The 20,514-nt window shown below is 60.4% G+C and carries 26 protein-coding genes; 16 read left to right on the top strand and 10 right to left on the bottom strand.

The window, feature by feature from the left end; translation table 11 throughout:
- Positions 1-100: 100 nt before the first annotated feature.
- Positions 101-451 (bottom strand): membrane protein insertion efficiency factor YidD, encoded by a 351-nt coding sequence (gene yidD, locus ACX3M4_RS01450; RefSeq protein WP_459356829.1) that lies wholly within the window; start codon positions 449-451, stop codon positions 101-103.
- A gap of 37 nt (positions 452-488) precedes the next feature.
- Positions 489-941: an iron-sulfur cluster assembly scaffold protein gene (locus tag ACX3M4_RS01445; protein ID WP_459356828.1), complete on the bottom strand. Its 453-nt coding sequence runs from the start codon at positions 939-941 to the stop codon at positions 489-491.
- Positions 942-1,228: 287 nt separating this feature from the next.
- Between ACX3M4_RS01445 and folE the strand changes: the two genes are divergently transcribed.
- The 8 genes from folE to ACX3M4_RS01405 all read left to right on the top strand — a co-directional run bounded on the left by folE (position 1,229) and on the right by ACX3M4_RS01405 (position 7,164).
- Positions 1,229-1,867 (top strand): GTP cyclohydrolase I FolE, encoded by a 639-nt coding sequence (gene folE / locus ACX3M4_RS01440; RefSeq protein WP_459356827.1) that lies wholly within the window; start codon positions 1,229-1,231, stop codon positions 1,865-1,867.
- A 42-nt stretch (positions 1,868-1,909) separates the two neighbouring features.
- Positions 1,910-2,365, top strand: a complete 456-nt coding sequence (gene hisI, locus ACX3M4_RS01435; RefSeq protein WP_459356826.1) for a phosphoribosyl-AMP cyclohydrolase — start codon at positions 1,910-1,912, stop codon at positions 2,363-2,365.
- Positions 2,366-2,582: 217 nt separating this feature from the next.
- Positions 2,583-2,738 (top strand): periplasmic nitrate reductase, NapE protein, encoded by a 156-nt coding sequence (gene napE / locus ACX3M4_RS01430; RefSeq protein ID WP_459356825.1) that lies wholly within the window; start codon positions 2,583-2,585, stop codon positions 2,736-2,738.
- Positions 2,739-2,743: 5 nt separating this feature from the next.
- Complete coding sequence (gene napF / locus ACX3M4_RS01425; RefSeq protein WP_459356824.1) at positions 2,744-3,259, top strand: ferredoxin-type protein NapF; 516 nt, start codon at positions 2,744-2,746, stop codon at positions 3,257-3,259.
- Positions 3,256-3,540, top strand: coding sequence for a chaperone NapD (locus tag ACX3M4_RS01420; RefSeq protein WP_459356823.1), 285 nt, complete (start codon positions 3,256-3,258; stop codon positions 3,538-3,540). The genes napF and ACX3M4_RS01420 overlap by 4 nt, the downstream gene beginning before the upstream one ends.
- Positions 3,537-6,032, top strand: coding sequence for a nitrate reductase catalytic subunit NapA (gene napA / locus ACX3M4_RS01415; RefSeq protein WP_459356822.1), 2,496 nt, complete (start codon positions 3,537-3,539; stop codon positions 6,030-6,032). Before ACX3M4_RS01420 ends, napA begins: the two co-directional genes overlap by 4 nt.
- 8 nt (positions 6,033-6,040) lie before the next feature.
- A complete protein-coding gene (locus ACX3M4_RS01410; protein ID WP_459356821.1) occupies positions 6,041-6,508 on the top strand; it encodes a nitrate reductase cytochrome c-type subunit in 468 nt (155 codons plus the stop codon).
- Positions 6,508-7,164: a cytochrome c3 family protein gene (locus ACX3M4_RS01405; protein ID WP_459356820.1), complete on the top strand. Its 657-nt coding sequence runs from the start codon at positions 6,508-6,510 to the stop codon at positions 7,162-7,164. The genes ACX3M4_RS01410 and ACX3M4_RS01405 overlap by 1 nt, the downstream gene beginning before the upstream one ends.
- 79 nt (positions 7,165-7,243) lie before the next feature.
- Here ACX3M4_RS01405 and ACX3M4_RS01400 read toward each other — a convergent pair whose 3' ends face one another.
- Both ACX3M4_RS01400 and ACX3M4_RS01395 read right to left on the bottom strand, forming a co-directional pair.
- Positions 7,244-7,675, bottom strand: coding sequence for a CBS domain-containing protein (locus ACX3M4_RS01400; RefSeq protein ID WP_459356819.1), 432 nt, complete (start codon positions 7,673-7,675; stop codon positions 7,244-7,246).
- A gap of 173 nt (positions 7,676-7,848) precedes the next feature.
- Positions 7,849-8,637, bottom strand: a complete 789-nt coding sequence (locus ACX3M4_RS01395) for a rhomboid family intramembrane serine protease (RefSeq protein WP_459356818.1) — start codon at positions 8,635-8,637, stop codon at positions 7,849-7,851.
- Between the two features lie 549 nt (positions 8,638-9,186).
- Between ACX3M4_RS01395 and ACX3M4_RS01390 the strand changes: the two genes are divergently transcribed.
- From ACX3M4_RS01390 to ACX3M4_RS01380, 3 genes are all read left to right on the top strand, one after another.
- Positions 9,187-9,834 (top strand): PAS domain-containing protein, encoded by a 648-nt coding sequence (locus ACX3M4_RS01390; protein ID WP_459356817.1) that lies wholly within the window; start codon positions 9,187-9,189, stop codon positions 9,832-9,834.
- A 370-nt stretch (positions 9,835-10,204) separates the two neighbouring features.
- Positions 10,205-10,840, top strand: a complete 636-nt coding sequence (locus ACX3M4_RS01385; protein WP_459356816.1) for a PilZ domain-containing protein — start codon at positions 10,205-10,207, stop codon at positions 10,838-10,840.
- A gap of 610 nt (positions 10,841-11,450) precedes the next feature.
- Positions 11,451-12,065, top strand: coding sequence for a transglutaminase-like cysteine peptidase (locus ACX3M4_RS01380; RefSeq protein ID WP_459356815.1), 615 nt, complete (start codon positions 11,451-11,453; stop codon positions 12,063-12,065).
- 150 nt (positions 12,066-12,215) lie between these two features.
- Here the strand turns inward: ACX3M4_RS01380 and ACX3M4_RS01375 are convergent, their stop codons facing one another.
- Both ACX3M4_RS01375 and ACX3M4_RS01370 read right to left on the bottom strand, forming a co-directional pair.
- Entirely contained in the window at positions 12,216-12,743 is a 528-nt protein-coding gene (locus tag ACX3M4_RS01375; RefSeq protein ID WP_459356814.1) for a gamma carbonic anhydrase family protein, read from the bottom strand.
- Between the two features lie 6 nt (positions 12,744-12,749).
- Positions 12,750-13,076, bottom strand: a complete 327-nt coding sequence (locus ACX3M4_RS01370; protein ID WP_459356813.1) for a DUF6949 family protein — start codon at positions 13,074-13,076, stop codon at positions 12,750-12,752.
- Positions 13,077-13,289: 213 nt separating this feature from the next.
- On the opposite strand from ACX3M4_RS01370, the gene ACX3M4_RS01365 reads away from it, so the two are divergent.
- The gene (locus ACX3M4_RS01365; RefSeq protein WP_459356812.1) at positions 13,290-13,979 is read left to right on the top strand and encodes a hypothetical protein; all 690 of its coding nucleotides are present in this window, start codon (positions 13,290-13,292) and stop codon (positions 13,977-13,979) included.
- Positions 13,980-14,057: 78 nt separating this feature from the next.
- Here the strand turns inward: ACX3M4_RS01365 and ACX3M4_RS01360 are convergent, their stop codons facing one another.
- Together ACX3M4_RS01360 and cysE are read right to left on the bottom strand one after the other, a co-directional pair.
- Positions 14,058-14,273 (bottom strand): DUF3126 family protein, encoded by a 216-nt coding sequence (locus ACX3M4_RS01360; RefSeq protein ID WP_459356811.1) that lies wholly within the window; start codon positions 14,271-14,273, stop codon positions 14,058-14,060.
- Between the two features lie 138 nt (positions 14,274-14,411).
- On the bottom strand, positions 14,412-15,245 hold the full coding sequence (gene cysE, locus ACX3M4_RS01355) for a serine O-acetyltransferase (protein WP_459356810.1): 834 nt from the start codon (positions 15,243-15,245) through the stop codon (positions 14,412-14,414).
- 168 nt (positions 15,246-15,413) lie between these two features.
- Here cysE and ACX3M4_RS01350 point away from each other — a divergent pair, with 168 nt between their 5' ends.
- Positions 15,414-16,223: an enoyl-CoA hydratase-related protein gene (locus tag ACX3M4_RS01350; protein ID WP_459356809.1), complete on the top strand. Its 810-nt coding sequence runs from the start codon at positions 15,414-15,416 to the stop codon at positions 16,221-16,223.
- An 85-nt stretch (positions 16,224-16,308) separates the two neighbouring features.
- Here ACX3M4_RS01350 and ACX3M4_RS01345 read toward each other — a convergent pair whose 3' ends face one another.
- Together ACX3M4_RS01345 and ACX3M4_RS01340 are read right to left on the bottom strand one after the other, a co-directional pair.
- Positions 16,309-17,193 carry an alpha/beta fold hydrolase gene (locus ACX3M4_RS01345; protein ID WP_459356808.1) on the bottom strand — a complete coding sequence of 295 codons (885 nt, stop codon included), beginning with the start codon at positions 17,191-17,193 and terminating at the stop codon, positions 16,309-16,311.
- A 55-nt stretch (positions 17,194-17,248) separates the two neighbouring features.
- Positions 17,249-18,004 carry an alpha/beta fold hydrolase gene (locus tag ACX3M4_RS01340; RefSeq protein WP_459356807.1) on the bottom strand — a complete coding sequence of 252 codons (756 nt, stop codon included), beginning with the start codon at positions 18,002-18,004 and terminating at the stop codon, positions 17,249-17,251.
- Between the two features lie 216 nt (positions 18,005-18,220).
- Here ACX3M4_RS01340 and ACX3M4_RS01335 point away from each other — a divergent pair, with 216 nt between their 5' ends.
- From ACX3M4_RS01335 to ACX3M4_RS01325, 3 genes are all read left to right on the top strand, one after another.
- Positions 18,221-18,466: a zinc-finger domain-containing protein gene (locus tag ACX3M4_RS01335; RefSeq protein WP_459356806.1), complete on the top strand. Its 246-nt coding sequence runs from the start codon at positions 18,221-18,223 to the stop codon at positions 18,464-18,466.
- Between the two features lie 14 nt (positions 18,467-18,480).
- A complete protein-coding gene (locus tag ACX3M4_RS01330; protein ID WP_459356805.1) occupies positions 18,481-19,683 on the top strand; it encodes an FAD-dependent monooxygenase in 1,203 nt (400 codons plus the stop codon).
- A gap of 71 nt (positions 19,684-19,754) precedes the next feature.
- Positions 19,755-20,504 carry a competence/damage-inducible protein A gene (locus ACX3M4_RS01325; protein WP_459356804.1) on the top strand — a complete coding sequence of 250 codons (750 nt, stop codon included), beginning with the start codon at positions 19,755-19,757 and terminating at the stop codon, positions 20,502-20,504.
- The last annotated feature ends 10 nt before the right edge of the window (positions 20,505-20,514 follow it).

Below are 20,514 nucleotides of genomic sequence, written 5' to 3'. Positions count from 1 at the left end.
GCCCTCCGCCTCCTGGCTGAGCGCCGAAGGTTGCACCTGACTTCCCCAAGGTCAACTTTTTCTTAACACTTACAGATGACCGCACCGGTCTCGGCAAGTCCTAATCCAGCCGGTGCTCCGGCGCGATATGGCGGCCTGACCACCAGCCATACCGCCATGGCAGATACCAGCGGGCCGCGTCCGGCAGATGGTCCGGCAGGGGATCGAACCCGGAGGCACCCCATGGGTTGCATCTGAGGATCCGCGCAAGGCCGATCCAACCGCCCGCCCAGAAGCCGAAGCGGCGGATCGCCTGCTCGGTATAGTCCGAACAGGTCGGCGCGTAGCGGCAGGTCCTCCCCATGAAAAGCGACAGCGAATGCCGATAGACCCAGATGAGCCCGATTGCGATCCGCCCGGGACCGGACAAGGTCCGCTGGGAAGCAACGTCGGGTTTACGAGATGGGCACATGAAACGGACCGGATTTAAGTGCAGTGGTCAGCGCCTGTCAGGCAACGGCGCTGTCCTGCCCGGCCTTGGCTTCGATCTGGTCGAGGGCATCGACCACCGCGTCGAAGGTCAGCATCGTAGAAGCATGGCGGGCCTTGTATTCGCGCACCGGCTCCAGAAACTTCAGATCTGCAAACCGGCCAGCCGGCGGTTCGCCTCCTTCCTTCAGCATCGCACGCATGGTCTTCTGGACTTCTCGCAACTCGGCGGCAGACGCACCGATCACATTTCGGGCCATGATCGAGGACGAAGCCTGTCCGAGGGCACAGGCCTTCACGTCATGGGCAAAGTCGGTCACTGCGCCGTCCTTCATGCAAAGATCGACAATGACGGTCGATCCGCACAGCTTAGAGTGGGCTTTGGCGCTGGCGTCGGGATGATCGAGACGGCCGACCCTCGGAATGTTTCCGGCGAATTCGAGAATTCTGGCGTTATAAATGTCGTCGAGCATAACTCGCCTCTTCGTGAATGCCTGTGATGCGCGACACATTGATGGCGCATCGCTTTCCTATATATAGATCAGACGCCACGGCAAATTCGCAAGGGGCAGAGTGGTCGCAGTTGGTGCTCCCGCATGACGCATGCGCGCTAGAAACCGGCTCCTCTCGCTCAGAAACTGTGCGTTCGCTTTTTGCGTGGAGTATGATAAAGGTCCGCGGCTTCAGCCCCGGATAACCTGATCTGTGCACCAGCGGGCGCCGTATGACGAGTGACAAGGGTAAAATTGCGAGGATCCCCATGGACGCAGTCCTGAAGCCGGTCGAAAAAAGCTTCGAAAGAAAGAAGCCGGACCAGCTGTATCGCCCGAGCCGCGAGGAAGTCGAAGCAGCCGTGCGCACGATTCTCGCCTGGACGGGCGACGACCCCGACCGCGAAGGCCTCGTAGAGACGCCCAAGCGCGTGGTGAAGGCGCTGAGCCAGCTCTACAGTGGCTATTTCGAGGATCCGGCCGAGCATCTCGCCCGCACCTTTGAAGATGTCGGTGGCTACAGGGACATCGTCCTGGTCCGTGGTATCCCGTTCCATTCCCATTGCGAACACCACATGCTGCCCTTCATCGGCGAGGCGCATATCGCCTATTACCCGGCCGAAGGCGTCGTTGGTCTCTCCAAGCTGGCCCGCGTGGTCGACATCTACGCCAAACGCCTGCAGACGCAGGAAAACTTGACGGCGCAGATCGCATCGGTCATTGACGACGCGCTGGCGCCGCGCGGCCTGGCGGTGATGCTGGAAGCCGAGCATCAGTGCATGACCATGCGCGGTGTCCAGAAACCGGGGGTCTCCACGATCACCACTCAATTTACCGGCGTATTCCAGGACGACCCGGCCGAACAGGCCAAGTTCATGACCCTGGCGCGTGGCGGCAAGGGCTACTGACAGTTCGCCCTTGCCTCTCAACATTCGGCAAGGGCCCTATCCATGTGCAGCATTCACCTGAGCGAACGCGGCGACAAGACGACCGTCGAGGACGGCGATCTTCTGATGCCGAAATTCGACGGTGACGGGTTGATTGTGGCCGTCGTCACGGATGTTGCCACTGGTGAGGTGCTGATGGTCGGCTACATGAATGCCGAAGCCCTCAAGCGGACGATCGAGACCGGCGAAGCCTCGTACTGGAGCCGCTCGCGCCAGAGTTTCTGGAAGAAGGGTGAAACCTCCGGCCAGATCCAGACCGTGCACGAGATCCTGACCGATTGCGACCAGGACGCCCTGGTGCTGAAAGTCTCCGTCGGCGGCAACGGCGCCACCTGCCACGTCGGCTACCGGTCCTGCTTCTACCGCAAGGCGGTGCAAAGCGATGACGGGACGGTGCGGCTGGAACGTGTCGAAGCCGAACGGGTCTACGATCCAGCGGACGTTTACGGAAAAAGCTGAAAAATCCGCGACCTTTGGGTCCCGAATTATGTCCACCGGCACCCTGCAATTCCGGCCGGTGACACGTATTTTTTAGTTCATTACATTCGAATATTTATAATAAGTAACAGCCCTGATACTGCGGTTCCTGCCTTTCCCTTAAGCTTCGACCGGACGCGCAAAAAGGTGTAGAATCGAGCGTCCATACAAGTGATCCGTGTGCACTGAGGGAGAGGCCATGACGGATAAGAGTGTTCCGGACAAGCGGGACGAACGGCTGGCGTTCATCCTGCTCGCTGTCGTTTTGGCACCTGCCCTATCGGTTGCAATCGTAGGAGGCTACGGGTTCATCATCTGGATGTCCCAGCTCGTACTCGGACCGCCGGCCGGTTGATTTTCATGCCTTCCGATCCGCAGTTTTCGGCCAGCCGCAGATCCTTTCTGAAGCTGCCCAGTCCGCCGAAATTCGATCCGATCCGTCCTCCCTGGACGGACGAGGCGATGATTGCTGCCAAGTGCACGGCCTGCAACGCCTGCATCGATGCCTGCCCTGAAACCATTCTGCAACCGGATGCCTCCGGCAAGCCCATGATCGTCTTCGACGGCCGGGAATGCACCTTCTGCGGCAAGTGCTCGGATGCCTGCGACGATGCCGTCTTCGACCCGAGCCGTACACCGCCCTGGGGCTTGAAGGCTGAACTCCAGCCGGGTTGCCTGCAGGATCACGGTATCTCCTGCCAGCTCTGCCGCGACAGCTGCCCCGTGTCGGCGATCAGGGTCGATCTCGACAAGCGTCCCTTCGGCCGCCTGAAGATCGAGACAGCCACCTGCACCGGCTGCGCCGCCTGCCTCGCCGTCTGCCCACAGGATGCGCTGGCGATGATTACCCACCACTCAGAACCGGAGGTGGCATGAGCACGCTCACACATGTTGCCAGTCTGCTGATCCACGCCCGCCTCGAGCAGCGCCCCGAGGTTGAAGCGGGAATTCTCACCCTGCCCGGTGCCGAGATCGCCCATGCGGACGATCAGGGTCGGATTATCGTCACACTGGAAACGGCCGACGAAGCCGAGATCGTGCAGACGCTGACCGACATTCAACTGCTTTCCGGCGTTGTGAACGCCTCCCTTGTCTTTCACCAGACCGACGGCGAGCCTGAGGCTGCGCCCGCTTCGCTTCAAGGAGCAACATCATGAGCGGAATATCCAGACGCGACGTCATCAAGGCTCAGGCCATTGCGGCAGCCGCCGCCGCTGCCGGAATTCCGGTACCGGCCGCAGCCCAGAACCTCGTTACCGAGGCAAGCCTCACCGACCTGAAATGGTCCAAGGCTCCTTGCCGCTTCTGTGGCACCGGCTGCTCGATCATGGTCGCCACCAAGGCCGGCCGGGTGGTCGCCACTCATGGCGACGCGGAAGCGGAAGTCAATCGTGGACTCAATTGCGTCAAGGGCTATTTCCTCTCCAAGATCATGTACGGCGCCGACCGGCTGACGACGCCGCTCCTGCGCAAGAAGGACGGCAAGTTCGACAAGAACGGCGATTTCGAACCGGTTTCCTGGGACGAAGCTTTCGATATCATGGCCGAGAAATGGAAGGCGACCCTGAAGGCCAAGGGGCCCAAGGCAATCGGCATGTTCGGCTCCGGCCAGTGGACGGTCTGGGAAGGCTATGCTGCTTCCAAACTGATGAAGGCCGGTTTCCGCTCCAACAACATCGACCCGAATGCCCGTCATTGCATGGCCTCCGCCGTGGTCGGCTTCATCCGTGCCTTCGGTATAGACGAGCCGATGGGCTGCTATGACGACTTTGAGCATGCGGATGCCTTCATGCTCTGGGGCTCCAACATGGCCGAGATGCACCCGATCCTGTGGACCCGGGTTGCCGACCGCCGCCTCAGCCATCCGCATGTGAAAGTGGCGGTGCTGTCGACATTCGAACACCGCAGCTTCGACCTGGCCGATATCCCGGCCGTCTTCACACCGCAGTCCGACCTGATCATCGCCAATTACGTTGCCAACCACATCATCCAGTCCGGTGCGGTCAATCAGGATTTCGTGTCAAAGCATGTGAATTTCCGCAAGGGCGATCAGGATATCGGCTACGGCCTGCGGCCGGACCACCCGCTGGAACAGGCCGCGGCCAATGCCGGCAAGGGCGGCTCCGAGCCGATGACGCTGGAGGAATTCGCGGAGTTCGTGAAGCCCTACACCCTGGACTTCGCGGCCGAGAAATCCGGCGTGCCCAAGGAACGGCTGCAACAGATCGCCGAACTCTATGCCGATCCCGACACCAAGGTGATGACGCTGTGGACCATGGGCGTCAACCAGCACACCCGCGGTGTGTGGATGAACAATCTGCTCTACAACATCCACCTTCTGACCGGAAAGATCGCCCAGCCGGGCAACTCACCCTTCTCCCTGACCGGCCAGCCGTCGGCCTGCGGCACCGCGCGAGAGGTCGGCACCTTTGCCCACCGCCTGCCGGCCGACCTGCTGGTGGCCAACCCGGAACATCGGGAGATCGCCGAGACCATCTGGAAGCTGCCCACGGGCACCGTGCCGGAATGGATCGGTGCCCATGCGGTGCTGCAGAACCGCATGCTGAAGGACGGCGAGATCAACTGCTATTGGGTGCAGGTCAACAACAACATGCAGGCTGCTCCGAACATGATGGAGGAAGGCCTGCCGGGCTATCGCAACCCGGATAACTTCATTGTTGTTTCCGACGCCTATCCCACTGTCACCGCGGAGGCAGCCGACCTTGTGTTGCCAACGGCCATGTGGGTGGAAAAGGAAGGTGCCTACGGCAACGCGGAGCGTCGCACCCAGTTCTGGCACCAGCTCGTCGAAGCACCCGAGGGTGCCATGTCGGATTTGTGGCAGCTGGTGGAATTTTCCAAACGCTTCACCACTGACGAAGTCTGGCCGGCGGAAATCCTCGATGCAAGTCCGGATTACAAGGGCAAGACGCTTTACCAGGTCCTCTTTGAAAACGGCAACGTCAATGCTTTCCCGAACGAACAGCGTGCCGAAGGCTATGCCAACCACGAAGCCGAGGACTTCGGCTTCTACATCCAGAAGGGGCTCTTTGAGGAATATGCCACGTTCGGCAGGGGCCATGGCCACGACCTCGCGGATTTCGACACCTATCATGAGGTGCGCGGCCTGCGCTGGCCGGTGGTCGACGGCAAGGAGACCAAGTGGCGCTACAACGGCGCCTACGATCCCTACGTGCGCAAGGGCGCCGATTTCGAGTTCTACGGCAAGCCGGACGGCAAGGCGGTTGCCTTCGCCCTGCCCTACGAGCCGCCGGCGGAAAGCCCGGACGAGGAATATCCCTTCTGGCTGTCGACGGGCCGTGTGCTGGAGCACTGGCACTCCGGCTCCATGACCCAGCGGGTTCCAGAGCTCTACAAGGCCGTACCGGACGCCGTGTGCTTCATGCATCCGGACGATGCCGAAGCGCTTGGCCTCAGGCGCGGTGCCGAGGTGCGGGTCAAATCGCGCCGGGGCGAGATCCTGACCAGGGTGGAAACGCGCGGCCGCAACAAGCCGCCGAAGGGCCTGGTCTTCGTGCCCTGGTTCGATGCCCGTCAGCTGATCAACAAGGTGACGCTGGACGCCACAGACCCGCTGTCGAAACAGACCGACTTCAAGAAATGCGCCGTGCGCATCGAAGCAGTGTGAGGTGAGCCATGAAACGCTATGCAATCAGCCTGATCGCCGCCGCCAGCCTGCTGGTCGCCGCCGCAGCTGCCCAGGAGAACATTTCCACGCTTCGGCAGACCACACCTCTGGCGGACAACGCCACGCCGCAGCCGATGCCCAAGCCCGTCAATTCGGATATCCGCCAGGTACGCAACTATCCTGAACAGCCGCCGTTGATCCCGCATACGATCGAGGGCTATCAGATCGACATGAACTCCAACAAGTGCCTGAGTTGCCATTCCCGCACAGCCGTGGAGGTCAGCCAGGCACCGATGGTGTCGATCACTCACTTCATGAACCGGGAAAACCAGTTCCTGGCATCGGTAACGCCGCGCCGCTATTTCTGCAACCAATGCCACGTTCCACAGACGGACGCCCGGCCTCTGGTCGAGAACGAGTTTGTTGATGTGGACGCCGTGCTTGACTACGTGAAAGCAAAAGAGGGAGCCAACTGATGCTGGCCTTCCTCAAGAGGCTCTGGAACACCATCCGCCGCCCGAGCGTTCACTACAGCCTCGGCTTCCTGACCCTCGGTGGCTTCGTCATGGGCATCATCTTCTGGGGCGGCTTCAACACCGCCCTGGAACTGACCAACACGGAGAAATTCTGCACCGGCTGCCACGAAATGCGGGACAACGTGTTCGCCGAGCTGAAGTCGACGATCCACTATTCCAACCGCTCAGGCGTCAGGGCCACCTGCCCTGACTGCCACGTGCCGCATGAGTGGACCGACAAGATCGCCCGCAAGATGCAGGCGTCCAAGGAAGTCTGGGGCAAGATCTTCGGCACCATCAACACGCGCGAGAAGTTCCTGGAACACAGGCTGGAACTGGCCCAGCACGAATGGGCGCGGCTGAAGGCCAACAACTCGCTGGAATGCCGCAACTGCCACTCGTCGGACTCCATGGACATCACCCGTCAGAGCGGGCGAGCGGCCGAAGCGCATCAAAGATTTCTGTTCACGGGCGAAAAGACCTGCATCGACTGCCACAAGGGCATTGCTCACCGGCTGCCGGACATGTCGACATCAGCCTGGCACGGGGAAAACGGGAAGGACATGGTGGAAGACGCCACGGCATTTCTGGCTGCGCGGGAAAACAAAACCAACTGAACCTGCCGGAACTTCCAGGCTTTGGCAGGCTTTTCTCGAAGACAGGCCCGGAGTTCTCTCCGGGCCTGTCCGTTGATGGTCAGGCCATCGTGATGTAGCTGCGCATCTGCTCGGCTTCGAGTTCGATCTGCGCGATCTTGAACTTGACGACATCACCGATCGAAATCACACCGGTCAGCTTGCCGTCCTTGACGACGGGCATGTGACGGAACCGGCCCTGTGTCATGCGGGCCATGACTTCGTTGATGTTGTTTTCTTCCGTGCAGGTCACGACATTCTTGGTCATGACATTGGAGACCGGCAGTTGCAGCGCGGAAGCACCTTGCGTGCCGACCACGCGAACGATGTCACGCTCGGAAATGATCCCGTCCACTTTGCCGTCGCTGTCGGAAACAACGACTGCACCGATCTTGTTCTTTGCCAGGGTTTCACAAATCGCGCCCAGCAGCGCATCGCTGCGTGCTGTGATAGTTTCGTGGCCTTTTCCACTCAGGATAGCGGCAACGGTCATTCAAACACCTCCCATGGCATCAACCACCCTTCAGTGCGGGTAAGATGCATCATGGCAAAAAAAACAGTCCGCGCAAACTGTTGTCGTCATCTTCGGCGCATTGGTTGAGGGTCCGCTGATCGATCTTAAAATGGCAGAGCATCTTACATGCGTTCTCCTGAACGTGTGATGCTCTAGGCGCTCCGGCGCGGCGGAACCGGGTCAAACAGGGGGAAAAGGGCAAGACCGGCAACGAAGCCGCCGATATGCGCCTGCCAGGCGATTGCTGCCGCCTGCCCCGCTCCTGGAGCACTCGTCAGGCCGAAAATCAGATTGAGCCCGAACCAGACGGCGACAAACACCAGAACCTGCTGATTGCGGAAACAGTCCGCAAGCGGCTGTGCCGGCACCTGATAGGCCCCCGGGTCACTGCGACGCACCGCGCCAAGCGGACCGCCAATCTCGAAAACGAAACGGATGGCGGCCGCCATCTGACCGGATATCGCGGTGGAGGCGCCGATCATCGGGGCTCCGTCTCCCCAGTTGGTCGCCAGATGTGCCAGGGCACCGCCAACGGCGCACACGGCTGAAAAGACCAGAAACCGGGACGTGCCGAAACGGCGCGCGACGGCGCTGCCGAAAATCACCATCCAGAGAATGTTGAAGATGATGTGCATGGCACCGCCATGCAGCAGGCTGTAGGTGACGAATGCCCAGAGGCTGGACAGAAGATCCAGGGGCGGCAGGCTGGAGAGATAGTCGTATTTCACCGGCCAGAAGGCGAAGAGGGCCAGGATCGTGTTGTCGACGCTGACTGGCAGCACCAGAACACGCAGAAAGTGAACCGCTATCAGGATCCCTGCCGACCAGACGATGATATCCGGCAGGTTGAACATGCGTGGGCCGGACGGCCGCTGCCGTTTCTCTTCCTTCTCGGCTTTCTCGCGCCGGGCGCGTTCTTCATCGATGCGATAGACGTTCATGGACCTCAAGCCTTTCCTGCCCTTCTTCTAAGCCAGATGCGCAACAAAACAAGAGGCCAATTCCCCGTCTGCACGACCAGTCTGTAACACCTGGCGAAAACAAAACGTCACAAACGAAACGCCACAAACAAAACGCCGGCCATCGCAACCGATGACCGGCGTTTCGTTTGCCCCCCAAAAGTCGGTCGCGTCCCCACTTCGCCCGGCCAAGGACAGTTGTTCACGAAGTCCGGCGCTTGTTTCCCGGGACAGCACTGGCGGCTGTCTTAGTCGGTCCGCGGCCTGAACGGCAACAACAGGTTCCTCCCACCCGTCGTCAATGTGAACTGAGTGTTAAGCTGCCTGCACACCCACTCGAAAACAAGCTTTACTCAAAATTAACCTTAACGTTTCGCAGAAACACTGGGTTTGAGCACATCCCGGGACTTGGCACGCCCCCTGCTTAGTAGTCGTCAAACACAGACAGGGAATGAATTTCGTCCCGTTTTGAAACAGGCACTGTCTTGAGACGAAACACCGGGCGCAAGAATGGCAAAGAGGCGAGACCAGATGAAACACGGCGTTACGCAAACTCTTTATAACTACTGGGACAACCTTCGCGGTGCACGGCCGGCGCCGAACCGCAGCGAAGTCGATCCCGGCGAAATCCGCGGCCTGCTGGGAGACACCTTCATCCTGGAGACGAACGGACCGAAGGATGTGCGCTATCGTCTGGCCGGTACCCGGCTTTGCTCGGCCCATTGCCGGGAACTGAAAGGCCGCAACTTCCTGCGCGGCTGGAGCGTCAAGGACCGGGAAGCCCTGGAAAGCCTGATTGCCGCCATCACGGAAGACGCCGCAGCCGCCGTCATCGGCATCAACGGCCATACGGAACGCGGTCAAGTGCTGCAGATGGAAATGCTGCTGGTGCCGCTGAACGTGCCGGGCGAGGGCCGGATCCGTATCCTCGGCAGCTGCACGCCGATGGAAAAGCCGTACTGGATCGGCCTGCATCCCATTTTGAACCAGTCGATCACCAGCCTGCGCCTGGTCTGGCCGGATGAGCGTCCTTATTTTGTCGATGCACCGGCTGCAACGCTCAACCCGATCCTGCCGCGCTTCACCGCCGAAGGCCTCGCGGTGCCGACCCCGCCCCTGCCAAAAGGGGCTGAACGCAAGGTCGGGCACCTGACGGTCTATGCCGGCGGAAAATCCTGAGACTGATCCGATCCCGATTTGGGGCGCGGCCCGCCGCGCCCTGCCCCCCCCCTGCCCCCTGGCGGACCTGCGAGAATCAATCCGGCCCTCCCTCCTTGGCGAATCCTCCTTGCCGGCACCGCTCCACGCCGCAGCTTGACGTTGCGTCCGCCGTACGGGATGTTATTTTTCGGGTTTAATTTGCTCGACTTTGCCGCAACAGGCGGCAAGTCGCGATTTTTATCGCCTCCAAGCCTAGACCTGAGCCCCGTCTCGGCTACACTCTTACACATCGTTAACCCCAGCTGCCTAAAGTGCTTTGAAGACGTCTTCTGAATCGCATCTCGGCCGGGGTAAGTGCGATTTGCGCACGATTTTGGAAAAAACAGGCATGAGCGCCGGATTGGCAACAGCACCAGAGGGAAGCAAATCGCTTCAAGTCACTGATCGCCGGCGACATCAACGCGTTCAGGTTAACATTCTGGGCCGGTTCATGCTTGAGGATCGCCGCGAATATCCCTGTCAGGTTATCGATATGTCGCCTGGCGGCATGGCCATGATCACTCCGGTGAGCGGCAAGGTCGGTGAGCGCGTCATTGCCTATCTCGATCACTTGAGCCGCGTCGAGGGCCGCATCTCCCGTCTGATCGACGGTGGTTTTGCGGTTGAATTGCGCAATACCGTGCGCAAGCGCGACAAGATCGCCAATGTTCTGACCTGGCTTGCCAACCGGGATGAGCTCAATCTTCCCGAAGACCGCCGCCACGACCGTTTCGTGCCGAAGAACCCGATGACCAAGATGATCCTGCCGGATGGCTCCGAACATGTCTGCCGGATCGTCGACGTATCCTTGTCGGGCGCGGCTCTTGCCACCGACATCGTGCCGGAAATGGGCGACCCGATCACACTCGGCAAGATGCACGCCCGTGTCGTCCGCCGTGTCGAGGGCGGTATCGCGGTCGAGTTTGCGGCCGTACAGAGCCGCGAACTGCTGGAACATCATATTTCCGCACCTGAAGAAAACTAATACCAACCTCGGTAAACGGGTTCCGTTCCAAAGCCGCTGCTCCCGCATAACGGGCAACGTTTGAGGACTGTTCTGGTGCGTCGTATTCGTTTTCGACCGGCACCCTGCTCCTTGCAGCACAGACTCCAGACATAGTCAGGTCGGGTTCTGTTTGCCGAGGTTATTGCAAGGTCTCCCAAAGACTTTCCGGCCTTGCCGGCAGAGTGGCTTGAAAAGGCGCTGTCCGACCAACCAAAGCGGTAGCGGTTCGGTGCCTGACTTCCCGGATTCCGGGCTTGAACCTGCCTTTTCTGCGAAAATTCAAAAAATTTTTTGCCCCTTTCACCACCCCGGCGGGAGGGGTTTTGCGCCTTTCGGCCCCATTGCCTGTCTTGCGAGACACTCTGGAATACTTGGCTCCAGATCCGTCAAATCCTTCATTTTCAAGCCCTTCTGGAGGATGCGTCGAATTTTAGGAAAGTTTGTCGCGAACTTGATTAAAGTGAAAATCAAATGATTATAAAAATAAAATCAAATACAATTCAAATATTCATTTAGTTTTACTTTGAAGATTTTCTCCAAGTAAAATCGAATGCGTCATCGTTGCGTCAGCCTTGGGGAGGGCGTAACGATGAAATTACTTCAGAGAACTTTGTTCGCATCTTCGGTGTTGTTGGCCTCGGTTACCGCAGGAACTGCGGCGCTGGCCGATCCCGGCCGCTTCATGGACATGAAAGCGCCGGTGAAGGCACCGGTCGGTTATGTGCAATTCTGCAAGGACAACAAGACGGCTTGTCCGAAGGAACGATACGACGCCGTGGTGGTTCGCCTGGACGAAAGCCGCTGGAACGAACTGATTGCCATCAACAAGGAGGTCAATCAGCGCATCCGGCCGATGACCGACCAGGATCTCTTCGGCAAGGAAGAATACTGGACCTTTCCCGTGAACGGGTACGGCGACTGCGAGGAATATGTTCTTGAAAAGCAGCGCGTGCTGATCGAAGCCGGCTGGCCCAAGAGCGCGCTCCTGATCACCGTCGCCAAGGATACTCAGAATTCGGGACACGCGGTGCTGACGGTGCGCACCGACCATGGCGACATGATCCTCGACAATCAGATCGAGGCAGTCCTGCCCTGGTATTCGACACCCTATCGCTACATCAAGCGCCAGTCCGCCAGCTCGCCCGTTCTGTGGACCGGCATCGCCGACACGCGCGTGACCACGGTCAGTAGCGTATCCAAATAGGTTTGGGAATTGGTCCGGTTCGCCGGGCCTCTGAGACGATCCGGTCGCGTCCCCACCCTCCCCATCCCTACCACGACCGGATCCAGGGAACCGGCCCGCCCCCCGCAGGCCGGTTCCCGTCTTTTCGGGCGTGTCGTGATTGAAGAACGATCAGAGTTCGCGCAGGCCAGCCTTGAAGCGTCGCCAGTTGCGCACGTAGCCGTCGGCCGAATTGGCAATGCTGGCGGCAATCTCCTCCGGCAATGTCTTGACGATCTTGCCCGGAACGCCGACCACCAGCGAATTGTCCGGAATCTCCTTGCCCTCGGCAATCAGGGCATTTGCTCCGATGATGCAGTTTGACCCGATCACCGCGCCGTTGAGAATGGTCGCCCCCATGCCGACAAGCGAATTGTCTCCGATAGTGCAGCCATGAAGAATGGCCTTGTGCCCAATGGTGCAGTTTGAGCCGATCGTCAGCGGATAGCCCATGTCGGTGTGAAACACGCAGCCGTCCTGGACATTGGACCGGATACCGACGGTGATTGGCTCGTTGTCGCCGCGCAGCACCGCGCCGAACCAGACGCTGGCAGCATCCTTCAACACGATGTCGCCGATCAGCGTCGCGTTCGGAGCAACCCAGTACTCGCCGTTTTCCGGGAAAACAGGCGTGCGTCCGTCAAGTGCATAGACCGGCATGAGACCTCAGGAAAAACCAACCATCAGCAGGACAACGTTGATCACCATGATGCCGGAGCACATGCTCCACATGCCGGCGATGGTCGAGGAAGCGACCAGCCAGCCAAGCGGACGTCCCTCGATGCGGCGCCCGCGAATGGCATTTCGCATGATGATGAAGGGGCCTGCGAACACACATACGAGAAGCCCGCCCATGAACGGCAGCAGCCGATCGCCGTCAAAGGCAAATTTCGGCGGCTGTTGCGTGATCAACTGATAGAGGCTGCCCAGCACGCCCGCAGCGACGAAACCGGCGCAGGCGATGTATCCAACGATAAGAATATCGAACAGCACGACCGTTAACCTCTTGTTAACCCTTCCTTACGGAAAGTGATTAAGAATTCCTGAAGGGTCAAGAGCAAAGACTGTGCCGGAACGGTAAATGGGCCAATTCCTTGAAATGCGGCCGTCTGTTGTGTCGGAGCGGGCCACCCCGAGCGGGACACTTGTCCCGAAGCGGGACAGGCTGTGCCAGATCCGAGCAGTCCGCGGCAGCGGGGTGGCACGATGATCCCGTTGACACTTCCAGAGCCCAGCAGCTTCCGCCCCCGCGTGTTCACATGGCTTGTCCTTGCGCTTTGCGTGCTGGGAACGGCCCATCTGGTCGACAGGATCACTGCCTGGACTGGTGCATCTGCATGGCCGATACAAGACCTGACCGCGAAGCCAGTTTCCGTTTCCGTCGGCTCTGCCCGGTTCGAGTTGATGCCGGGCTTCATCGCCTCGGCGCGTCAGCGCCGGCAATCCCTTGAACAAGGGGCCGTTTTCGAGACATTGCGCCTCGCCATGTCCTGGCCAGACCTCGGGATTGTGGGAAACAGCAGCGGCAAAGACACCCTTCTGATCGAGCTGGAGAGCAACCGTGGCCGGGAAAGCCTGCGGGCGCGGCTGGATCCGTTCTACCGCCGACTGGCACGCGGCGGAGAGATTTCAGGCCCGGACGGCCTGAAGGTGCTGCGCCTTTCCGCCAGCGGCTCGGCTGCAACCGACCTCGTGGTCTACGACCCGTCCGAGCAGAACGGGTTTATTGCGCGCTGCCGCAAGGAGCCCTCGACAGGGTCCGCGACCTGCCACAGGGCTATCGTTTTCTCCTCCGGCCTGGAGCTCCGCTATAGCTTCAATCAGGCGCTCCTGCCTGACTGGCGCCGCCTAGATGCGAGCGTTGCGGCAAAGATCCGGGAATTCCAACGCCCCTGACCACGCACAACGGACAAACAAAAAGGGCGGCCTCCCGCAGGAAGCCGCCCTTTGTCAGCATCAGCTGTCGAAACGGTGTCAGACGTCCTCGAGATCGATTTCCAGGATCGCCATCTGGAAGTTCCAGCTCAGGTCCTCGTCCTCGTCATCGCGGAACACGACACCGATGAACTCGTCACCGATATAAACCTCGGCACTGTCGTCCTTGCGCGGCCGGGCCTGCACCTTGATGCTCTTGTTTTCGAATTTCGAACGCAGATACGCTTCGATCTTTTTGATTTCGTCGGGTTTCACGGCGCTCTCCTGTTTACTTTCAGCATCGTTCTGGCGCGGACCCTACAGGAGCGGGCGAAAATGCCAAAGCCCTTCCGCACGCTTTCCCCGTCTTCCTTTTGCCCGATTTTGCCGACCCGTGGCCTCGTTTTGCCAAGGTCAATCGGTCCCCGCCTCTTCGCCGAGGAGCTGGTTCATGCTGCGCGCCGGTTCTGCGCATCCCGCCTTGCCGACGATCTTGGCCGGCACGCCCGCAACGGTCGTATTCGCCGGAACGTCCTGCAAGACTACCGAGCCGGAGGCGATCCGGGAGCAGTGACCGATTTCCAGATTGCCGAGAACCTTGGCACCGGCTCCCAGAAGCACACCGCGGCGGATCTTCGGATGGCGGTCGCCATCCTCCTTGCCCGTGCCGCCAAGCGTGACGCCCTGCAGGATCGAGACATCGTCCTCGATCACCGCGGTTCCGCCGACGACGATGCCGGTGCCGTGGTCGATGAAGATGCCGCGGCCGACTGGAACTGCCGGATGGATGTCGATCTGGAACACTTCGGAGGCGCGGCTCTGCAAATAAAGCGCAAAATCCCTGCGTCCCTGGCGCCACAGCCAATGGGCCAGACGATGCGTCTGCAGTCCGTGGAAGCCCTTGAAGTAGAGCACCGGCTCCAGGTAACGGAAGCAGGCCGGATCGCGGTCAAAGACCGCAACGATGTCCACGCGGAAGATCTTGGCGAGTTCCGGCTCGTCTGCCAGCGCTTCCAGATAGGTCTGGCGGATCAGAGAAGCGGAGACGATGTCCCGGCCAAGGCGATCGCCCAGCCTGTGCACGACTGCTTCTTCCAGGCTGTCATGGTTGAGAACAGTCTCATAGACAAAGGAAGACAGGGCGGGCTCTGCCACCACCATTGCCTGCGCCTCATCCCGCAGCTGTTGCCAAACCGGATCATGCATCGGAACGTGTTTCAATTCTGACTTGCCGATCGGTGCCGACATGGCCTGTCTCCTTTTCAAGCCGTCATTTCGAGCCCTTAAGATAGGACTGCAGTCTGATATTCCCAAATCAAAGTTGCTGATATCAGATATGACCCTCTTTGATGAACCCGGAACTGCCAAATTTTCAAGGCCGTTGCAATCATCCATAACGAAAGGAGAGACGATAACATGCAGAAGGACACCCCTGTGACCGCCTCTTCGGACAATCCGGCACTCGACATTCGCGGCGCGGTTGCCAGTCTTGTCCTCAATGCTCCGGATCGAAAGAACGCCCTTCCCCTCACCGCCTGGCAGTCCATTCCGCAAAAACTTCTAGAGCTGGAAAACAATCCGGATGTGCGTGTGTGCATTCTCCGCGGCGCCGGCGGCAAGGCCTTCTGCGCCGGGGCGGATATCTCCGAGTTCGAGGCAATCCGCTCCACACCCACGGCAGCCAAAAACTACGACAACATCAACGTCGCGGCCTTCCGGGCGCTGAAGTCGCTGCCCATCCCGGTGATCGCGGCAATTGAGGGCCCCTGCCTCGGCGGCGGCCTTGGACTGGCCCTTGCCTGCGATATCCGCATTGCCGCCCGGTCGGCTTTCTTTGGCATTCCGGCCGCGCGTCTGGGCCTTGCCTATCCGCCGGAGGCGCTCGGCGACATTCTGGAAGCCGTCTCTGTCTCAGATGCCAAAAGCCTGATCTTCACCGGTGAACGGGTCCCTGCGGAAAAAGCTCTGCAGATCGGCCTGATCAACGAAGTTGTCGAGGACGGCGACCTCGCCGCCCGGATCCAAGCGCTTTGCGCCACGATCTGCGCAAATGCGCCCCTGTCGCTGAAGGCCGCAAAACAGGCTCTGAACCAGCTTGCCGGTCCGCCGGCGATCGACCTGGCAGATGCTTTCCGCAATGCCCAGACCTGCATCGACAGCGAAGACTACCGGGAAGGGTACAACGCTTTTCTGGAGAAGCGTGCGCCGGTGTTCCGGGGGCGCTGACCGGGCCCTGCCACCCGGTTCCTCGCTTGAATCATTTTGCCAGGGACGTGGCACAGGCACCTGAAAAGACTCAGGACTTCGGCAGTCAGACCGCTTCGGCTCCGGCCTTCAACGCAATCAGGAAATCTTCCACCGCACCGGCAAAAACGTCGTTGCGGTCACCGGCAACCATATGGCCGGCATCCCGGATGTCGGTGAATTTCGCGTGCGGGACCTGACCCTGGAACTCACGTACATGGTCCATCGACACCAGTTCCGAATTCTGACCACGAATGAGCAGGACCGGAAGCTTGAGATTGCCCGCAGCCCTGAGCATCGCGTCCTGGGCCGCGACGCCGAGGGACGGATCCTTGTGTTCTTTCGCTTTCAGGAAGGCCGGATCCCAGTGCCAGCGGTAACGGCCGTCGTCATGAAGGCGAAGGTTCTTCGAAAGACCCGAAAGATCTTTCGGCCGCGCCCGGTTGGGCAGGTAACGGGCGATTGCGTCGGCCGCCTCCTCCACGTCTGCAAATCCGTCATCGACACGGTCGCCCATGAAGCCGAGGATCTTGGCAACGCCGCCCATGTCGATCCGAGGCGTGATGTCCACCAGCACCAGAGCTGCTAGACCGCCCGGATTTTCCTGGCCCTCCGCCAGCATCCCGGCAAAACCGCCGAGCGACGCGCCGACCACCACCGGCCTTTCCCGGTGCAGCGCGCCGACCTGGCGCGTGACCGAAACGAGGTCCTTGGCGAAATTGTCAAAGGCATAGTTGCCGGAGGGGACCCAATCGCTTTCGCCATGGCCGCGCTGGTCGAGCGAATAGACTGGGTGGCCGAGATCGGCGATGCGCCGGGAGGCTGCGTCCCAGGAATGACGGGTCTGGCCGCCGCCATGCAGCATGATGACCGGTTGCTCGCCCGCGCCATAGCGGTCGGCGATCAGGCCGTTTTTCTCCGCTCCCTGGAACTCTACCCGTTTCGGACCCATGCAACCTCCCTCACCTCTTTCCGGCCGGCCTGCTCCTCCCGCAGCCCGGACGCGCTCACGCCTCGACGTTGTTCAAAAATGCCAGGACACCCTGCTTGTGGACCTTGTCACCCACCGCCACCATGTGATCGCGTCCCGGGATCTCCAGGACATCCGCGTGCGGCATGAGATCCGCCAACTTCTGCGGCGAACCGGCGATATCGTCCCTGGTACCGACAGCAACCAGCACCGGCCGTTCGATCCGCGCGACATCCTCTTCGCTGATTTTCTGGCGGGAGGAGCGCATGCAGGCGGCAAGCGCCCGCCGGTCCGACCCGGTCTGCTCGGCAAAGGCGCGGAACGCGCGGCCGGTGCGGTCGGAAATATCCTGGATGCGGTCCGTCTCCAGCGCTGTTGCGATCGGCTCCGCATCGCCGATCCCGGTGATCATGCCGTAGCCGAGCCCGCTGAAAATCGCACGGCGTACCCGGCCCGGATGGTTCAGCGTCAGAAACGCGGAGATGCGTGCCCCCATCGAATAGCCCATGACATCTGCCCGCTCGATCGCAAGGTGATCCAGCAGCCTTTTGGCATCCTCGGCCATGACCGGTGCACCATAGGCGGCCGGGTCATAGAATTTCTGGCTGTCGCCATGACCACGATTGTCGATGGCGATCACCCGCCGGCCGTCCTTGACCAGGAGATCGACCCAGCCCGGATACTGCCAGTTCACCTGTTTGTTGGATGCAAAGCCGTGGATCAGCAGGATCGGATCGCCCTCGCCCTCGTCCAGATAGGCGATCCGTACTCCATCAAATTCGAACTGGGGCATGAAACCAGTCTAACCCTTACGTAAACGGAAAACACATTTGACCTGTACAGTAAGGTGTTTGGGCAAAGATGGCAAAGCCCAATTGAACAGGCGAAAAGCCCCGTTCCTGCGGCAGTGGACCGCAGACGGGTCCACACCCGAAGAATCTTACAAATGGATATGGTCGCCGAAATTTGCTATCGGGGTCCGAACCGTTAGAGACAGAGGATTTTCACCATGGCGGATCATGTCGTCCCGCATTTCCAGAACACCAGCGGACACGATTCGGTAGCGATCGGCGCAAGGGAATTCATGTGCATCGGTGCAAATCCCCCGTTCGATCATCCCCATGTCTTCCTGGATATGGGTGCGGAAAACGAAGTCGTCTGTCCCTATTGCTCGACGCTCTACAAATTCGACAAGACATTGCAGGCAACCGAATCCTCGCCGTCTGATTGCGGCTGGACGCCTGTCGCGGCGTAACTTAAAACCGGTCCATGAGCACAAACGGTGAGCCCGCTCCCCCGATCGTAATCGCCGGCGCTGGAATTGGCGGCCTTGCCGCCGCCCTCGCCCTGCGCGCCCGCGGTCACGACATCGTTGTCATGGACAAGGCACGATCCCTCTCCGAAGTCGGCGCCGGGCTGCAGCTTTCTCCCAACGCCTGTGCCGTTTTGGACAGGCTCGGAGTGCTGAAAGCACTCGAACCCCACGCCTTCGCCCCGGACTGCATGAAACTGCGCTCCGCGGCGACCGGCCGGCAGCTGGCCGCCGTTGAACTTGGCGATTTCATCAAGGATCGCCACGGCTATCCTTTCTGGGAAATTCATCGTGGCGATCTGCAACGGGTCCTTTTGGAGAAAGTCCAGGCAACGGATGGCATCGACGTCAGGCTTGCCAGCCAGGTCCTCGACCTGGAGCCTACGCCCTACGACCATCTCGCCTGCATTTTCCAGGACCAGAACGTCACGGGCAATCTTTCTTGCAAGGCCCTGATCGGCGCCGACGGTGTCTGGTCGAAAGTCCGACAGCTCGTTCCCGGACATGAAATCGCGCATTACAGCGGCCAGGTGGCTTACCGTGCATTGGTGCCGGTCGCCAGCGTTCCGGTAAGATGGCGGCGCGAGGCAGGCATCTGGTTCCACCGGGATGCACATCTGGTGCACTATCCCGTGCGCGGCGGTCGCGAACTCAACATCGTTGCGCTGGCGGAAGAAAGCTGGAAGGACGAAACCTGGTCGGCAAAGGCCGACAAGGAAACCGTTCTGAAGGTCTTCCGGTCCTGGCCGACGGAAGTGCGCAACCTGTTGACCGTTCCCGACAGGTGGCTGAAATGGGCGCTCTGCAGCGTCGATGCTTCCGGTCCCTGGACCCATGGCCACATTGCCCTTCTTGGTGACGCTGCCCATGCGATGCTGCCCTTCATGGCCCAGGGCGCGGCCATGGCCATCGAGGATGCTGCTATTCTGGCGGCTCACCTGCCCGCAGATGCAGACAACGTCCCTGCGGCGCTGCGGGCCTATGAGCGTGCGCGCAAGGCAAGGGCAACCCGGATCCAGGGCATTTCCCACGGCAACGCCCGGACCTTCCACTATTCGGGAGCCCTTGCCTTTGCGCGCGACACCGTGCTGCGCCTGTCGCGGCCGACCGCGCTGGCAGCGCGCTTCGACGACATTTACGGCTGGACACCCGGTCATTAGCCGCTTTCGCTTGAGCCCGGCGGAAAGCTGGGATAAAGCCAATCCCCATCCAGGTGTCAGGGAGTTCGAAGATGACGGGTCAGAAGCCAGACGACGTTGTAACCGCTGCGTTTCTGGTCATCGGCGACGAAATCCTGTCCGGCCGCACGAAGGACAGGAACATCGGCTTCGTTGCCGACTATCTCACCGCGCTTGGCATCGATCTCAAGGAAGTGCGCGTCGTTCCCGATGAAAAGCCGGAAATAGTCAGCGCCGTCAACGCCTTGCGGGCGAAATACGACTACGTTTTCACCTCTGGCGGCATCGGCCCGACACACGACGACATCACCGCGGAAAGTGTCGCCGCCGCCTTCGGCGTCGCCTTGAACCTCGATCCGCGCGCGGTCGCGATCATGGAACCGCACTATCCTCCCGGCCAGTTCACGCCCGCACGCCAGCGCATGGCGCGCATTCCGGACGGCGCGGACCTGATCGAGAACAAGGTCTCCAAGGCGCCGGGTTTCCGCATGGAAAACGTCCATGTGATGGCCGGTGTGCCGTCGATCATGCAGGCCATGATGGATGCGATCGCGCCGACGCTGAGAACCGGCAAGAAGATGCTGTCGGAAACTGTCGCCGCGGACATGCCCGAAAGCCGGATCGCCGAGCGCCTTTCCGCCATTCAGGACGCCCATCCGCAGACGCTGATCGGTTCCTACCCCCGGGCGACCGATGGCAAATTCACAACACAGATCGTGATCCGCGCACGCGACGAAGACATTCTCAAGGCCGCCGCCAGAGATGTTGCTGAGGCCGTTGCCGATCTCACGGGACAAGTCTGAAGGACAAAAT

It is taken from the genome of Roseibium sp. M-1, from assembly GCF_054515675.1.
This window is presented reverse-complemented; position numbering and strand designations above follow the sequence as displayed.

Coding starts and splice junctions, on each gene's coding strand:
- yidD (WP_459356829.1), bottom strand. CDS start 451: ATGTGCCCATCTCGTAAACCCGACGTTGCTTCCCAGCGGACCTTGTCC.
- ACX3M4_RS01445 (WP_459356828.1), bottom strand. CDS start 941: ATGCTCGACGACATTTATAACGCCAGAATTCTCGAATTCGCCGGAAAC.
- folE (WP_459356827.1), top strand. CDS start 1,229: ATGGACGCAGTCCTGAAGCCGGTCGAAAAAAGCTTCGAAAGAAAGAAG.
- hisI (WP_459356826.1), top strand. CDS start 1,910: ATGTGCAGCATTCACCTGAGCGAACGCGGCGACAAGACGACCGTCGAG.
- napE (WP_459356825.1), top strand. CDS start 2,583: ATGACGGATAAGAGTGTTCCGGACAAGCGGGACGAACGGCTGGCGTTC.
- napF (WP_459356824.1), top strand. CDS start 2,744: ATGCCTTCCGATCCGCAGTTTTCGGCCAGCCGCAGATCCTTTCTGAAG.
- ACX3M4_RS01420 (WP_459356823.1), top strand. CDS start 3,256: ATGAGCACGCTCACACATGTTGCCAGTCTGCTGATCCACGCCCGCCTC.
- napA (WP_459356822.1), top strand. CDS start 3,537: ATGAGCGGAATATCCAGACGCGACGTCATCAAGGCTCAGGCCATTGCG.
- ACX3M4_RS01410 (WP_459356821.1), top strand. CDS start 6,041: ATGAAACGCTATGCAATCAGCCTGATCGCCGCCGCCAGCCTGCTGGTC.
- ACX3M4_RS01405 (WP_459356820.1), top strand. CDS start 6,508: ATGCTGGCCTTCCTCAAGAGGCTCTGGAACACCATCCGCCGCCCGAGC.
- ACX3M4_RS01400 (WP_459356819.1), bottom strand. CDS start 7,675: ATGACCGTTGCCGCTATCCTGAGTGGAAAAGGCCACGAAACTATCACA.
- ACX3M4_RS01395 (WP_459356818.1), bottom strand. CDS start 8,637: ATGAACGTCTATCGCATCGATGAAGAACGCGCCCGGCGCGAGAAAGCC.
- ACX3M4_RS01390 (WP_459356817.1), top strand. CDS start 9,187: ATGAAACACGGCGTTACGCAAACTCTTTATAACTACTGGGACAACCTT.
- ACX3M4_RS01385 (WP_459356816.1), top strand. CDS start 10,205: ATGAGCGCCGGATTGGCAACAGCACCAGAGGGAAGCAAATCGCTTCAA.
- ACX3M4_RS01380 (WP_459356815.1), top strand. CDS start 11,451: ATGAAATTACTTCAGAGAACTTTGTTCGCATCTTCGGTGTTGTTGGCC.
- ACX3M4_RS01375 (WP_459356814.1), bottom strand. CDS start 12,743: ATGCCGGTCTATGCACTTGACGGACGCACGCCTGTTTTCCCGGAAAAC.
- ACX3M4_RS01365 (WP_459356812.1), top strand. CDS start 13,290: ATGATCCCGTTGACACTTCCAGAGCCCAGCAGCTTCCGCCCCCGCGTG.
- cysE (WP_459356810.1), bottom strand. CDS start 15,245: ATGTCGGCACCGATCGGCAAGTCAGAATTGAAACACGTTCCGATGCAT.
- ACX3M4_RS01350 (WP_459356809.1), top strand. CDS start 15,414: ATGCAGAAGGACACCCCTGTGACCGCCTCTTCGGACAATCCGGCACTC.
- ACX3M4_RS01345 (WP_459356808.1), bottom strand. CDS start 17,193: ATGGGTCCGAAACGGGTAGAGTTCCAGGGAGCGGAGAAAAACGGCCTG.
- ACX3M4_RS01340 (WP_459356807.1), bottom strand. CDS start 18,004: ATGCCCCAGTTCGAATTTGATGGAGTACGGATCGCCTATCTGGACGAG.
- ACX3M4_RS01335 (WP_459356806.1), top strand. CDS start 18,221: ATGGCGGATCATGTCGTCCCGCATTTCCAGAACACCAGCGGACACGAT.
- ACX3M4_RS01330 (WP_459356805.1), top strand. CDS start 18,481: ATGAGCACAAACGGTGAGCCCGCTCCCCCGATCGTAATCGCCGGCGCT.
- ACX3M4_RS01325 (WP_459356804.1), top strand. CDS start 19,755: ATGACGGGTCAGAAGCCAGACGACGTTGTAACCGCTGCGTTTCTGGTC.